Annotated in this window: 14 protein-coding genes; 12 read left to right on the forward strand and 2 right to left on the reverse strand. The window is 75.1% G+C overall.

Annotation, left to right across the window (positions count from 1 at the left end; all coding sequences use genetic code 11):
• The first annotated feature begins 8 nt into the window (after positions 1–8).
• On the forward strand, positions 9–413 hold the full coding sequence (locus VM636_RS05170; RefSeq protein ID WP_030421852.1) for a VOC family protein: 405 nt from the start codon (positions 9–11) through the stop codon (positions 411–413).
• Here VM636_RS05170 and VM636_RS05175 read toward each other — a convergent pair.
• The gene (locus VM636_RS05175; RefSeq protein ID WP_338483590.1) at positions 393–1,082 is read right to left on the reverse strand and encodes a helix-turn-helix transcriptional regulator; all 690 of its coding nucleotides are present in this window, start codon (positions 1,080–1,082) and stop codon (positions 393–395) included. The genes VM636_RS05170 and VM636_RS05175 overlap by 21 nt on opposite strands.
• A gap of 35 nt (positions 1,083–1,117) precedes the next feature.
• Complete coding sequence (locus VM636_RS05180; RefSeq protein WP_030421850.1) at positions 1,118–2,251, reverse strand: YihY/virulence factor BrkB family protein; 1,134 nt, start codon at positions 2,249–2,251, stop codon at positions 1,118–1,120.
• A gap of 88 nt (positions 2,252–2,339) precedes the next feature.
• Between VM636_RS05180 and VM636_RS05185 the strand changes: the two genes are divergently transcribed.
• The 11 genes from VM636_RS05185 (at position 2,340) to VM636_RS05235 (ending at position 13,651) form a co-directional block, all read left to right on the forward strand.
• Entirely contained in the window at positions 2,340–3,995 is a 1,656-nt protein-coding gene (locus tag VM636_RS05185) for an acyl-CoA dehydrogenase family protein (protein WP_338483592.1), read from the forward strand.
• Positions 3,996–4,291: 296 nt separating this feature from the next.
• Entirely contained in the window at positions 4,292–5,581 is a 1,290-nt protein-coding gene (locus VM636_RS05190; protein ID WP_030421848.1) for a helix-turn-helix domain-containing protein, read from the forward strand.
• 299 nt (positions 5,582–5,880) lie between these two features.
• Entirely contained in the window at positions 5,881–7,188 is a 1,308-nt protein-coding gene (locus tag VM636_RS05195; protein WP_030421847.1) for a hypothetical protein, read from the forward strand.
• Between the two features lie 69 nt (positions 7,189–7,257).
• Positions 7,258–7,830, forward strand: coding sequence for a GNAT family N-acetyltransferase (locus tag VM636_RS05200; protein ID WP_030421846.1), 573 nt, complete (start codon positions 7,258–7,260; stop codon positions 7,828–7,830).
• 149 nt (positions 7,831–7,979) lie between these two features.
• A complete protein-coding gene (locus tag VM636_RS05205; RefSeq protein WP_324616666.1) occupies positions 7,980–8,063 on the forward strand; it encodes a putative leader peptide in 84 nt (27 codons plus the stop codon).
• A 136-nt stretch (positions 8,064–8,199) separates the two neighbouring features.
• Positions 8,200–9,897 (forward strand): nitrite/sulfite reductase, encoded by a 1,698-nt coding sequence (locus VM636_RS05210; RefSeq protein WP_030421845.1) that lies wholly within the window; start codon positions 8,200–8,202, stop codon positions 9,895–9,897.
• Complete coding sequence (locus VM636_RS05215) at positions 9,894–10,073, forward strand: hypothetical protein (protein WP_030421844.1); 180 nt, start codon at positions 9,894–9,896, stop codon at positions 10,071–10,073. The genes VM636_RS05210 and VM636_RS05215 overlap by 4 nt, the downstream gene beginning before the upstream one ends.
• Positions 10,070–10,780, forward strand: a complete 711-nt coding sequence (locus VM636_RS05220; protein WP_030421843.1) for a phosphoadenylyl-sulfate reductase — start codon at positions 10,070–10,072, stop codon at positions 10,778–10,780. Before VM636_RS05215 ends, VM636_RS05220 begins: the two co-directional genes overlap by 4 nt.
• A gap of 35 nt (positions 10,781–10,815) precedes the next feature.
• On the forward strand, positions 10,816–11,352 hold the full coding sequence (cysC, locus tag VM636_RS05225; protein WP_037858949.1) for an adenylyl-sulfate kinase: 537 nt from the start codon (positions 10,816–10,818) through the stop codon (positions 11,350–11,352).
• A complete protein-coding gene (cysD, locus tag VM636_RS05230; RefSeq protein WP_030421841.1) occupies positions 11,349–12,296 on the forward strand; it encodes a sulfate adenylyltransferase subunit CysD in 948 nt (315 codons plus the stop codon). The genes cysC and cysD overlap by 4 nt, the downstream gene beginning before the upstream one ends.
• Positions 12,297–12,298: 2 nt before the next feature.
• Positions 12,299–13,651 carry a GTP-binding protein gene (locus VM636_RS05235; protein WP_338483602.1) on the forward strand — a complete coding sequence of 451 codons (1,353 nt, stop codon included), beginning with the start codon at positions 12,299–12,301 and terminating at the stop codon, positions 13,649–13,651.
• Positions 13,652–13,878 lie beyond the last annotated feature (227 nt).

The following is a 13,878-nucleotide window of genomic DNA, read 5'->3' on the forward strand; positions in this document are numbered from 1 at the left end:
TGGCTCCCATGACCGCACGATTCGACGCCGTCGGCCTCGTCGTCTCCGACATGGCCGCTTCCGTGACCTTCTACCGCCGCCTCGGCTTCGCCTTCCCCGAGGGCGCCGAGGACGGCCCGCACGCCGAGGCCGCCCTGCCCGGCGGTGCCCGGCTGCTGCTCGACACCGAGGAGAGCGTCCGTTCCTTCCACCCCGCCTGGCGGCCCCCGTCCGGCGGCGGACGGGCCTCGCTCGCCCTGCTGTGCGAGACGCCCGGCGAGGTGGACGCCGTGTACGAGGAGCTGACCGGCGCGGGCCACCCGGGCGCGCTGAAGCCCTGGGACGCCTTCTGGGGCCAGCGCTACGCCGTCCTGCACGATCCGGACGGCAACGGGGTCGACCTGTTCGCCCCGCTACCGGCCGCCGCCGAGTAGCGCGCGGGGCGCCATCCCCGTCAGCCGCCGGACGTCCCGGGTGAGATGCGCCTGGTCGGCGAAGCCCGCCAGGGCGGCCGTCTCCGCGAGCGGCGTGCCGCCCCGGGCCAGGGCCAGGGCGCGCTGGAGGCGCAGGATCCGGGCGAGGGTCTTGGGCCCGTAGCCGAAGGCGGCGAGGGAACGGCGGTGCAGGCGGCGGGCCCCGACGCCGAGCCCGTCGGCGGTGGCGGCGACCGAACGGCCCGCCTGGAGAGCCGCGATGATCCGGCCGGCCAGGGGGTCGGCCGGATCGCCGTCGGCCGCGAGCGCCAGCGCGGCCTCCTCCAGTCCGCGCGCCGGGCCGGGGGCCGCCGCGACCCGCGCCGTCAGCGACCGGACCCGGTGGGCCGGCCACAGGTCGGCGAGGTCCACGCGCCGGTCGCGCACCTCGTGCGCGGGGACGCCGAGCAGGGCGGGCGCGGTCCCGGGGAAGAAGCGGACGCCGGCCCAGCGGCCGGGGGCGCCGTCGGCGGCGTGGGAGCGGGTGTCGGGGCCGGCGACGAGCAGCCGGCCCTCGTGCCAGAGCAGGTCCATGCAGCCGTCGGGGAGGACGGGCCACGCCCGCGGGCCGGCCGGGGCGGCCGTCCAGACCACCGCGCCGGCCAGCCGGGAGGGCCGTTCCGCGTACACGCCCGCCAGGCTACGCGTCCCGCCCCGCCCGGCGCTCAGGAGTCCTCGGGCTTGTCGCGTCCGGGGGGATGCTGCTTGGTGTGGCCGCCGCGCAGCCGGGCGGTGACGTCCTCCGGCGGCAGGAAGCGGGACCAGCGTTCGGGGAACTCGGCCGGCATGTCGGGGTCGGCCTCCCCCTCGGCGGCGGCGCGGGCCACGTACTCGGCGACCTGCGCCTGGCGCATCCGCTCGTTGGCCTCGCGGGCGGCGGCGGTGGCGGCGGCCGGCCAGACCCGGTCGATGGCCGCGTTGACCGCGGCGCCGACCAGCACGGCGAAGGCGGACACACCGATCCACAGCAGCACGGCGACGGGCGCGGCGAGCGAACCGTAGATGGTGGGTCCCTCGACGGTGCTGGTGAGGTAGATGCGCAGCAGGAAGCTGCCGAGCACCCACATGGCGAGGGCGACCAGCGCGCCCGGCACGTCCTCGATCCACGGGGAGCGCACCGGCACGGACACGTGGTAGAGCGTGGTCAGGAAGACCACCGACAGGACGATGACGACGGGCCAGTACAGCACTTGGACGAGCGTCGTCGACCAGGGCACGATCCGCACCACCGTGTCCGGTCCGGCCACCATCAGCGGCAGCGCGACCGAGCCGATGAGCAGCGCCACGATGAAGAGCAGGAAGGCGAGCAGACGGGTCTTGACGATGCCGCGCACCCCGTCGAGGCCGTACATCACGGTGATGGTGTCGACGAAGACGTTCACGGCGCGGGAACCGGACCACACGGCGAAGAGGAAGCCGAGGGAGATGACGTCGGGCCGGCCTCCTTTGGTCACGTCGTCCAGGATCGGTTCGGTGATCTGCCGTACGCCCCGCTCGGAGAGGACCGTGCGGGAGGCGTCCAGGATGTTGGCGCGCAGGGACGCCGTGGTGTCGGCGTGGGTCCACGCGTCGACGTAGCCGAGCAGGCCGAGGACGCTGAGCAGCAGGGGCGGCACCGACAGCAGCGTGAAGAACGCGGCCTCGGCGGCCAGGCCCAGGATGCGGTACTCCATGCAGGAGTTGACGGTGTCCTTGAGCAGCAGCCAGGCGGTCCTGCGTTTGGAGACGTTCCGGTACAGGGCACGGGCGCGGCGGAGCCGTCCGGTGGGCTGTTGCGGGGATTCGCTTGCTGGCTGCACGATCCAAAGGTATCCGCCGCGCCCCGCCGTTCTCATCCGTGGACGGCCCTTGCGGACCCGCCGGCTCCGGCGCGGTAGGTTCGCGGTCATGGCAGGCAGCACCCACACCGTGACCGACCAGGCCCCGCCGTTGGTGGACCACGACGTCTTCACCGCCGACCGGGCCCTCGCGGAGGCCGTCCGGCGGCATCTGGCGCCCGGGGTCCGCGAGGAGGCGCTGTCGGAACTGTCCGAGCTGGGCCGGGCCTGCGGGTCGGCCCAGGTGCGCGAGTGGGGCGGGCAGGCCGACCGGAACCCGCCGGTCCTGCGCGCCCGCGACCCCCGGGGGCGGCGGGTCGACGAGGTCGCGTACCACCCGGCCTGGCACCGGCTGCTGGGCAGGGGCGTCGGCGCGGGGCTGACCTCGGCGTGGACGCGGCCCGGCGGGCACGTGCGGCGCGCGGCCGGGCTCCTGGTGTGGACGCAGGCCGACGCGGGCGCCGCCCTGCCCCTGTCCGCGACGCACGCGGCGGTGCCCGCGCTGCGCGCCGAGCCCGAACGGGCCGCCGAGTGGGAGCCGCCGCTGACCTCCCCGGTGTACGACCCGGAACCGCGCCCTCTGCGGCACAAGGCGGGCGCGCTGTGCGCCCCGGCCCTCGCCGAGCGGCGGGACGGCGACCCGGTGTCGGTCACCACCTCGGCCCGGCCCTCGGGCGTGGACGGCACGTACGAACTGACCGGCCACGCCTGGTTCTGCGCGGCGCCCACCGCCGACGGCCTCCTGGTCCTGGCCCGCGCCTCCGGGCGGGCCGGGGACGAGGACGCCGACGGGCCGGACTGCTTCCTGGTGCCGCGCGTCCTGCCGGACGGCACCCGCAATCCCTTCCGCCTCCGGCGCCTCGAGGACACCCTCGGCCACCGCTCCGCCGCCCGCGCCGAGGTCGGGTTCGCCGGGACCCGTGCCCTGCGGATCGGCCCCGGGGGCCACGGCGCGCGCACCCTCGCGCAGACGCGGGCGGCGATGCGGCTGGACGGCGTGGTGGGCTCGGCCGCCCTGATGCGCCGGGCCGTCGCCGAGGCCGTCCACCACCGCGCCCACCGGGAGGTGTCCGGCGCGAGCCTCGCCGACCGCCCGCTGGCGCGCGCCGTCCTCGCCGACCTCGCCGTCGAGTCGGAGGCCGCCACGGTGCTCGCCCTGCGCCTCGCGGCGGCCCTGGACGACGGCGGGGAGGACGAACGGGCCCTGCTGCGGCTCGCGCTGCCGGCCGCCGCGTTCCGGGTGACCGGGCGCTGCGCCCCGGTGGTGGTGGAGGCGGCCGAATGCCTGGGCGACGCCGGGTACGCCGAGGAGTCGGGGCTGCCCCGGCTGGTGCGCGCGGCGCCGCTCGGTTCCCTGTGGGCGGGTCCCGGCAACGTCCTCGCCCTGGACGCGGTGCGGGTGCTCGGGCGGGACCCGGCGGCGCTGGACGCGTACCTGAGCGAGGTGGGCCGGGCGCGGGGCGCCGACCGGCGGCTGGACACGGCGATCCGGGGGGTGCTGACCGAACTCGCCGACCTGGAGGCCGCCGAGTGCCGGGCGCGTCGGGTGGCCGAACGGCTGGCGCTGGTGCTCCAGGGCGCGCTGCTGGTCCGGCACGGGCCGCCCAAGGTGGCCGACACGTTCTGTGCCGCGCGGCTGGGCGGTGACGGGGGCTCGGCCTTCGGGACGCTGCCGCCGACACCGGATCTGGCGGCGGTGGTGAGACGGGCGCGGCCCGTTTCCTGATCCGGACGGGCGGTGCGGGGGTGGTGCTGCGCCGACACGGCACCACCCCCGCGCCCCGGGCCTGGTCGGGCCCGTGTGCGCCGTTCAGGACAGCGCCGCTCAAGTTTCGGACACCGCACCGCCGTCCACCAGGGTTGCAAGGGGTTGCAACCCGCTGCCGTCCGGACGCGGAGTGTGTCCGCCCCTCAGGGGCAACCGGTCACCAGCAGACGAACCCCCGGGACGGTCACGGTCCCGCGGCCCGGCGGGCCGCGGCGGTGCCCGCTCCCGCCAGCCGCTCCCAGGAGGACGAACCCGTGGCGCTCTCGCCGTTGGACGTGACGCAGTTCGCCGCAGCCGACGCGGCGCGCGCCGCGCGGATGCTCAGCGAGGTCCGCTCGGCCCGGCTCGCCGGCCGGCCGGGCCCGGTGGCGCCGCGCCCGGTGATCGAGGAGTCCTGGGGGCGGATGCTGCGCAGCGGTGTCGACCCGGACCGGGACGTCCGCTCGGGGCTGCTCTCGCGGGAGGAGGTGGAGCGCCGCCGGTCGGCCTCGCCGCTGCGGCTGGTGCTGCCGGTGCTGCGCGAGGGGCTGTTGTCGGTCGCGGACGTGGCGCACCACATCATGGTGGTCGCGGACGCGGACGGCCGGGTGCTGTGGCGGGAGGGCAGCGGGCCGGTGCTGCGCAAGGCCGACGGGCTGGGCTTCGAACTGGGCGCGGACTGGCGGGAGGAGACCGTCGGCACCAACGGGGTGGGCACCCCGGCGGTCACCCGGCGCCCGGTGCAGGTATTCGCCGCCGAGCACTTCGTCCGCTCGCACACCGGCTGGACCTGTGCCGGGGCGCCGATCAGCGATCCGCGCAACGGCGCGCTGATCGGGGTGGTCGACGTGAGCGGGCCGCTGGAGACGATGCACCCGGCGACGCTGGCCTGGGTCACCTCGGTGGCGGGGCTCGCGGAGGCGCGGCTGCGGGAGTTGCACCTGCGGTCCCTGGAGCGGCTGCGGGCGGTGGCGGCCCCGGTGCTGGCCCGTATCGGCGGCCGGGCGCTGGTGGTCGACCGGGACGGGTGGACGGCCGCGGTGACGGGGATGCCGTTCACGGAGCGGGTGCTGCTGCCCAAGTACGCCGGTTCGGGGCCGCGGTGGCTGCCGGTGCTCGGGGCGTGCGTGGTGGAGCCGCTGGACGAGGGGTGGCTGGTCCGGGCGGTCGAGGAGCCGGTCGGGCCGGCGGTCACGCGGATCGTGCTGGACCTCGCGCAGCCGCGTCGCTGGTCGGTGCGGGTGCTGGGCGGCTCGGACGCCTGGGAGCGGGAACTGAGCCCGCGGCACGCGGAGTTGCTGTACCTGCTCGCGGTGCACCGGGGCGGGCGCAGCGCGGCGGAGCTGGCCGAGGACCTGTTCGGGGACCCGGCCCGGACGGTGACGGCGCGGGCCGAGATGTCGCGGGTGCGGCGCTACCTCGGGGCGTACCTCCTCCCCCGGCCGTATCGTTTCTGCGAGGAGGCGGAGGTCGAGACGCTCCTCCCCGTCGACCCGCGCGACCTCCTCCCGCACTCCACCGCCCCGGCGATATCCCGCCTGCGCGGGGTCCCGGCGGGGCCGTGAGGAACCCCGCGCGGCACGGCCGTCACGCCGCGTGACCGCGAGGGGGCCGGGCCGCGCCCGCGGATCGTCTACCCCGGCGCCGCCGCCGGGCGGGGCGGGAAGGCCGTAGCCGCAGGTCGCGCGGGTCCCGCCCGGGACCGGCCCGGAGGGGGACCGAAGCCGTTCGGAGGCAATTGAGGCGTCCGGGTCCCCGGGCGGCGGTCACTGCCGTAGCATCCTCACCGGACCGTCTCGGCCGCTCCTCGGCCAACGCGGGGAAGGCCGAGCGCAGTTGGTCCGTCGCCTGTGGAGGTTCTTCGATGAGGCAGCGGGGCAGACACCGCAGACGCAGACGGGGCAGGGCGCTGCGCGCCGCCCTGACCGGCGCGGCCCTGGGGCTGACGGCCGCGGCCACCCTGATCAGCGCCTCGCAGGCGACCGTCGCCGAGGACCCGGGCGCCCTCAGACCCCTCGCCGCCTCCGTGAGGAGCGAGGAACTGCGCCTCACGGAGCAGCGGGTGCCCCAGCCCTGGCTGGACCGGCTCTCCTCCGCGATGGGCGAGCCGGTGGGCGTCGGCACGGTCCTCGACACCGCCGACCGGCCGCTGCGCGAGGCGGCCGACTGCACCGACGACGAGCGCCAGGCCCTGCCCGTCGCCCCCGCCGCCACCCGCGCCTACTGCTGGGACGAGGGCGAGACCCGGGGCTGGCAGGCCGGCGCCGTCACCACCTCCGGGGACGCCGACGACGACGGCCGCTGGGGCTCGCGCCGGGTCATCCTGTCCGCCTGGAGCCGCGAGGACCAAACCCCCGGCGCCGGACTCGCCCGGGTCTCCTTCGTCGACGCCGACGACCCGGAGAACCTGAGCTACACCTCCGCGCTCCTCACCGTCCCCGTCGAGGGCGGCAACGACTACCGCGGCCTCGACTCCCCGGTCACCGGCATGGTCTGGTACCAGGACAAACTGCTGGTCACCACCGGCGACCGGGACCGCAACGCGCTCTACGTGTACGACGTGGACCGCGTCCAGCGCGCCACCACCGACACCGACGCGGTCGGCCGGGTGCCCGGCGGCTGGGCGGCCCACGGCTGCCGGTACGTGCTGCCGGCCGTCGCCGCCTACCGGCTCCCGGACGTACCCGGCGCCGCGCGCCCCGAGGTGCTCTCCCTGGACCGGGGCACCTTCCCCAGCAGCCTGGTCGCCGGGGAGTGGGTCGCCGCCGACGAGGGCCGCCCCACCCGCCTGTGGCGCTACGCCCTCAGCACCGAGCCGGAGCGCGCCGGGCTGCCCGCCGCCGACCGCGCCGGGCACGTGGACGCGCGGGAGGCGTACGAGACCGAGGCGGTGGAGGTCGGCGGCGTGCTGTCGTACCGGCCGACCGGCGCCGACCGCTCGCGCTGGTACCTGGGCCGCGCCGCGACCGGCACGGAGGGGCGCGGCACCCTGTGGCGGCAGGACGCGACGGGCTCGCGCGCCACCACCTGCGGCGCCGACCGCTCGCACCAGTGCTGGAGCGCGCTGCCGGGCTCCCTGTCCTACTGGGCCGAGACCGGCGAGGTGTGGTCCCAGACGGGCCGGGTGCTCTTCGCCCTGCCGCTGGCGGCGGTGGAGAAGGCCCTCGACTGAGCCGTGCCCGCGGCGGGGCGGAGCGGAGCGGATCGACAGATCTCCCGGCCGGATGGTTTTCTGACCGGTATGAGCCACATCGCCGTGACCACTTGGTCCCTGGAGCAGACCGCACCGACCGACCTGCTGCCCGCCGCCGCCCCGGAGGGCGACGTGCGGATCGTCCGCTCCGAGGTGCCCTCCCCCGAGTTCAGCCGCTTCCTGTACGCCTCCGTCGGCGCCGACATCCGCTGGACCGACCGGCTGGGCTGGAGCTACGCGCGCTGGCGGGAGCACCTGGAGCGGCCCGGCGTGGAGACCTGGGTCGCCTACGACCGGGGGACGCCCGCCGGGTACGTCGAACTGGCGGCCGGGGACGACGGGGTCGTGGAGATCGAGTACTTCGGCCTGATCCCGGCCTTCCGCGGCCGGCGCATCGGCGGCCACCTGCTGGCGTACGGCACCGCCCGCGCCTGGGACCTGGGCGAGCGCCGGCCGGAACTGCCCCCGACCAAGCGGGTGTGGCTGCACACGTGCAGCAAGGACGGCGAGCACGCCATGGCCAACTACCGACGGCGGGGCTTCCGGCTCTTCGACACCAAGGTCGAGGAGGAGCCCGAGGTGGCCACCCCCGGCCCCTGGCCCGGCGCCTTCGCCGGCTGATCCACACCCCCGGCGGACCGTGGCAGACGGCCCGCGAAAGGCTCCCCGCCCGGTGGACCACGACGCCCATGTCTCAGCCTACGAGACATGGGCGTCCGCATCATGGATGAAGCTGGACTGTGTCCAGAGTGCCGTGCCACGCTTCCGCCATGCCTGGAACTGGAACCGCCTTGGTGAGTCGACGTCACGTCGACCTCGGCCGCATGTCCAGCGCCATCTGTCCGGGCCGCTGAGAGCACGCTCCAGCACCACCGGTTTCTCCGCCTCCCCCCTCGCTCCGCGCATCGACGCGCACGCCCCTGCACCGCCATGCGTGCCCATGCGCGCTGGTCAGAGCCGTTTTCGCCTGCCTTGAAGGACGTGTCCTCCATGACCGCCACGCCGCCGCGACCCGCTGCCCCGACTCCCCGCCGCAAGGTGAGCCGTCACCGCGGCGAGGGCCAGTGGGCCGCCGGTCACCACACTCCGCTCAACGGCAACGAGCAGTTCAAGAAGGACGACGACGGTCTCAACGTGCGGACACGTATTGAGACGATCTACTCCCAGCGGGGTTTCGACTCCATCGACCCCAACGACCTGCGCGGGCGCATGCGCTGGTGGGGCCTGTACACCCAGCGCAAGCAGGGCATCGACGGCGGGAAGACGGCCGTCCTCGCGCCGGAGGAGCTGGACGACCGCTACTTCATGCTCCGCGTCCGTATCGACGGCGGCGCGCTGACCACCCGCCAGCTCCGGGTCGTCGGCGAGATCTCGCAGGAGTTCGCGCGCGGCACCGCCGACATCACCGACCGGCAGAACGTGCAGTACCACTGGATCCGGATCGAGGACGTGCCCGAGATCTGGAACCGCCTGGAGGGCGTGGGCCTCTCCACGGTCACCGCCTGCGGCGACACCCCCCGCGTGATGGTCGGCTCCCCGGTCGCGGGCATCGCCGAGGACGAGATCATCGACGCCACGCCCGCCCTGGAGGAGATGAAGCGCCGCGTCCTCGGCAACCCCGCGTACTCCAACCTGCCGCGGAAGTTCAAGACCGCCATCTCCGGTTCCCCGGTCCTCGACGTGGTCCACGAGATCAACGACGTGGCCTTCGTCGGCGTCCGCCACCCCGAGCACGGACCGGGCTTCGACCTGTGGGTCGGCGGCGGCCTGTCCACCAACCCCAAGCTGGGCGTCCGCCTCGGCGCCTGGGTGCCGCTGGAGGACGTGCCGGACGTCTACGAGGGCGTCCTGTCGATCTTCCGCGACCACGGCTACCGGCGGCTGCGCAACCGAGCCCGGCTCAAGTTCCTGGTCGCCGACTGGGGCGCGGAGAAGTTCCGCCGGGTCCTGGAGGAGGACTACCTCGGCCGCGCGCTGACCGACGGCCCCGCGCCCGCCGAGCCGTCCGGCCGCTGGCGCGACCACATCGGCGTGCACCGGCAGAAGGACGGCCGCTGCTACGTGGGCTTCGCGCCGCGCGTCGGCCGGGTCGACGGCGCCACCCTCACCAAGCTCGCCGATCTCGCCGAGGCCCACGGATCGGGCCGGGTGCGGACCACCGTCGAGCAGAAGATGATCATCCTGGACGTGGAGGAGGCGCGGGTCGACTCCCTCGTGGAGTCCCTGGAGGCGCTCGACCTCACCGCCCGGCCCTCCCCCTTCCGGCGCGGCACCATGGCCTGCACCGGCATCGAGTTCTGCAAGCTGGCCATCGTCGAGACCAAGGCGCGCGGCTCCTCGCTCATCGACGAACTGGAGCGCCGCATCCCGGACTTCGACGAGCCGATCACCATCAACCTCAACGGCTGCCCCAACGCCTGCGCCCGCATCCAGGTAGCGGACATCGGCCTGAAGGGCCAGCTCGTCCTCGACGAGGACGGCAGGCAGGTCGAGGGCTACCAGGTGCACCTGGGCGGCGCCCTCGGCCTGGACCCGGGCTTCGGCCGCAAGGTGCGCGGCCTGAAGGTGACCGCGGCCGGACTGCCCGACTACATCGAGCGCGTCCTCACCCGCTACCGGGCCGAACGCCAGGACGGCGAGCGCTTCGCCACCTGGGCCGCCCGCGCCTCCGAAGAGGCCCTGTCGTGAGCGAGCGCGCCGCCCCCTTCCACTGCCCCTACTGCGGCGACGAGGACCTGCGCCCGAACGAAGAGGGTCACGGCGCCTGGGAGTGCGCGGCCTGCAACCGCGCCTTCCGGCTCCGGTTCCTGGGTCTGCTGGCCCGGGGCGCGGCCCCCGACTCGCCTGGAGGCGAACCGATATGACCGCCCTGTGGGACGAGGCGCCGGCCGAGGAGCTGGCGGCCCTCGCCCGGCGCGCCGGCCGGGACCTGGAGGACGCCCCCGCCCTGGAGATCCTGCGCTGGGCCGCCGAGACCTTCGGCCGCGGCTTCTGCGTCACCTCCTCGATGGAGGACGCGGTCGTCGCCCACCTGGCCTCGCGGGTGCTGCCCGGCGTGGACGTGGTGTTCCTCGACACCGGCTACCACTTCCCCGAGACCATCGGCACCCGGGACGCGGTGGAGGCCGTGATGGACGTCAACGTCCTCACCCTCACGCCGCGGCGGACCGTCGCCGAGCAGGACGCCGAGCACGGGCCCCGGCTGTACGAGCGCGACCCCGACCTGTGCTGCGCGCTGCGCAAGGTGCGCCCGCTGGAGGACGGACTCGCCGGCTACCGCGCCTGGGCCACCGGACTGCGCCGCGACGAGTCCCCCACCCGGGCGGGCACGCCCGTCGTCGGCTGGGACGCCCGGCGGGGCAAGGTGAAGGTCTCCCCCATCGCCCGGTGGTCACCGGACGATGTGGCGGCGTACGTCGCCGAGCACGGGGTCCTCACCAACCCGCTGCTGACGGACGGCTACACCTCCGTCGGCTGCGCACCCTGCACCCGGCGCGTCCGGGAGGGCGAGGACGCCCGCGCCGGCCGCTGGGCGGGCCGCTCCAAGACCGAGTGCGGACTGCACGGCTGACCATGACGACCACCCCCGACACCCTGGAGACCGACGTGACGACCGGAGCCACCGTCTGGCTCACGGGTCTGCCGAGCGCCGGCAAGACCACCATCGCGTACGAACTGGCGGGCCGGCTGCGCGCGGAGGGCCGCCGCGTCGAGGTGCTCGACGGCGACGAGATCCGCGAGTTCCTCTCCGCGGGCCTCGGCTTCGGCCGCGAGGACCGGCACACCAACGTGCAGCGCATCGGCTTCGTCGCCGAACTGCTCGCCCGCAACGGCGTCACGGCGCTGGTCCCGGTGATCGCCCCGTACGCGGACAGCCGGGACGCCGTCCGCAAACGCCACGAGGAGAACGGCACCGCCTACCTGGAGGTGCACGTGGCCACCCCGGTCGCGGTGTGCTCGGCGCGGGACGTCAAGGGCCTGTACGCCAAGCAGGCCGCGGGCGAGCTGACAGGGCTCACCGGGGTCGACGACCCGTACGAGGAGCCCGTCGCGCCCGACCTGCGCCTCGCCTCGCAGGACCAGACCGTCGGGGAATCCGCCGCCGCGGTGTACGCCCTGCTCAGCGAAAGGGGACTGGCATGACGACGACCGTGCCGACGGCCGAGGGGGGCGAGGGCGTCGCCGACGGCCCGTACGCCCTCTCCCACCTGGACGCCCTGGAGTCCGAGGCGGTCCACATCCTGCGCGAGGTGGCGGGCGAGTTCGAACGGCCGGTGATCCTCTTCTCCGGCGGCAAGGACTCCATCGTCATGCTGCACCTGGCGCTCAAGGCGTTCGCCCCCGCCGCCGTGCCGTTCTCGCTGCTGCACGTCGACACCGGGCACAACTTCCCCGAGGTGCTGGCCTACCGGGACCGCGCGGTGCAACGGCACGGGCTGCGGCTGCACGTCGCCTCCGTGCAGGAGTACATCGACCGCGGGGTGCTCAAGGAGCGCCCGGACGGCACCCGCAACCCGCTGCAGACGGTGCCGCTGACCGAGAAGATCCGCGAGGAGCGCTTCGACGCGGTCTTCGGCGGCGGGCGCCGCGACGAGGAGAAGGCCCGCGCCAAGGAACGGGTCTTCTCGCTGCGCGACGAGTTCTCCCAGTGGGACCCGCGCCGCCAGCGCCCCGAGCTGTGGAACCTGTACAACGGCCGGCACTCCCCCGGCGAGCACGTGCGCGTCTTCCCGCTCTCCAACTGGACCGAGCTGGACGTGTGGCAGTACATCGCCCGCGAGGACATCGAACTCCCGGCGATCTACTACGCCCACGAGCGCGAGGTCTTCGCCCGCTCCGGCATGTGGCTGACCGCCGGCGACTGGGGCGGCCCGAAGGAGGGCGAGACGGTCCAGAAGCGGCGCGTGCGCTACCGCACCGTCGGCGACATGTCCTGCACCGGCGCGGTCGACTCCGACGCCGACACCATCGGCAAGGTGATCGCCGAGATCGCCGCCTCCCGGCTCACCGAACGCGGCGCCACCCGGGCCGACGACAAGCTCTCCGAGGCCGCGATGGAAGACCGCAAGCGCGAGGGGTACTTCTAGCCATGACCCGCACCACCGAACACTCCGAGCCGCTGCCGGCCGAGCCGTCCGCGTCGACCACGCTGCTGCGGTTCGCCACCGCCGGGTCCGTCGACGACGGCAAGTCCACGCTCGTGGGACGGCTGCTGCACGACTCCAAGTCGGTCCTCGCCGACCAGTTGGAGGCCGTCGAGCGGGCCTCCGCGCACCGCGGGCAGGACACCCCGGACCTGGCGCTGCTCACCGACGGCCTGCGCGCCGAGCGCGAGCAGGGCATCACCATCGACGTGGCCTACCGGTACTTCGCCACGCCCCGGCGCCGGTTCATCCTCGCCGACACGCCGGGCCACGTGCAGTACACCCGCAACATGGTCACCGGCGCCTCCACCGCCGAGCTGACGGTGATCCTGGTCGACGCCCGCAACGGCGTCGTCGAGCAGACCCGGCGGCACGCCGCGATCGCCGCGCTGCTGCGGGTGCCGCACGTGGTCCTCGCCGTCAACAAGATGGACCTGGCCGAGTACCGGGAGTCCGTCTTCGCCGCCATCGCCGGGGAGTTCACGGCGTACGCCACCGAACTGGGCATCCCCGAGGTCACCGCGATCCCCATCTCGGCGCTCGCCGGCGACAACGTGGTGGAGCCGTCCGCCCACATGGACTGGTACGGCGGCCCCACCGTGCTGGAGCACCTGGAGACCGTCCCGGTCAGCCACGACCTGGCGCACTGCCACGCCCGGCTGCCCGTGCAGTACGTGATCCGCCCGCAGACCGCCGAGCACCCCGACTACCGGGGCTACGCGGGCCAGATAGCCGCCGGCGGCTTCCGCGTCGGCGACCCGGTCACCGTGCTGCCGTCCGGCCGCACGACCCGGCTGGCCGGCATCGACCTGCTGGGCCGGCCGGTGGACGCCGCCTGGACCCCGCAGTCGGTGACGCTGCTGCTGGAGGACGACATCGACGTCTCCCGCGGCGACCTCATCGTGCCGAGCGCGGACGCCCCCGCCACCACCCAGGACCTGGAGGCCACCGTCTGCCACGTCGCCGACCAGCCTCTCGGCGTCGGACAGCGGGTCCTGCTCAAACACGGCACCCGCACGGTCAAGGCGATCGTCGAGGACATCCCGTCCCGGCTCTCCCTGGACGACCTCTCCCCGCACCCGCGTCCCGGCCGGCTCGCCGCCAACGACATCGGCCGGGTGCGCCTGCGCACCGCCGAGCCGCTGCCCGCCGACGAGTACGCCGACTCGCGGCGCACCGGGTCCTTCATCCTGATCGACCCGCACGACGGCACCACGCTCACCGCGGGCATGGTCGGCGCCTCGCTGGCCGCGCGGCCGGCGCCCGAGGCGGCCGACGAGGACGGGTGGGACTTCTGACCATGGCCTCCCGCGACGTGTACGGCACCTTCGCCGAGGAGGGCGGCCGGGTGGTCAGCGGCGCCTTCGGCTGGGGGTCCCCCCGGACGGAGTCCGGGGGTGGGCAGGGCGGAGTGACGCGATGTACGGGGTGACGTCCGCGCACCGCCCGCGCGCCCGCACCCCCCACCCGCACCGCCGCAGTCCCGCCGATCCCCCGGCCACGACCTGACCGCACCGACGGTCCG

Origin of the sequence: Streptomyces sp. SCSIO 75703, from assembly GCF_036607905.1 — a bacterium.
In the GTDB taxonomy this organism is placed as follows: Bacteria; Actinomycetota; Actinomycetes; order Streptomycetales; family Streptomycetaceae; genus Streptomyces.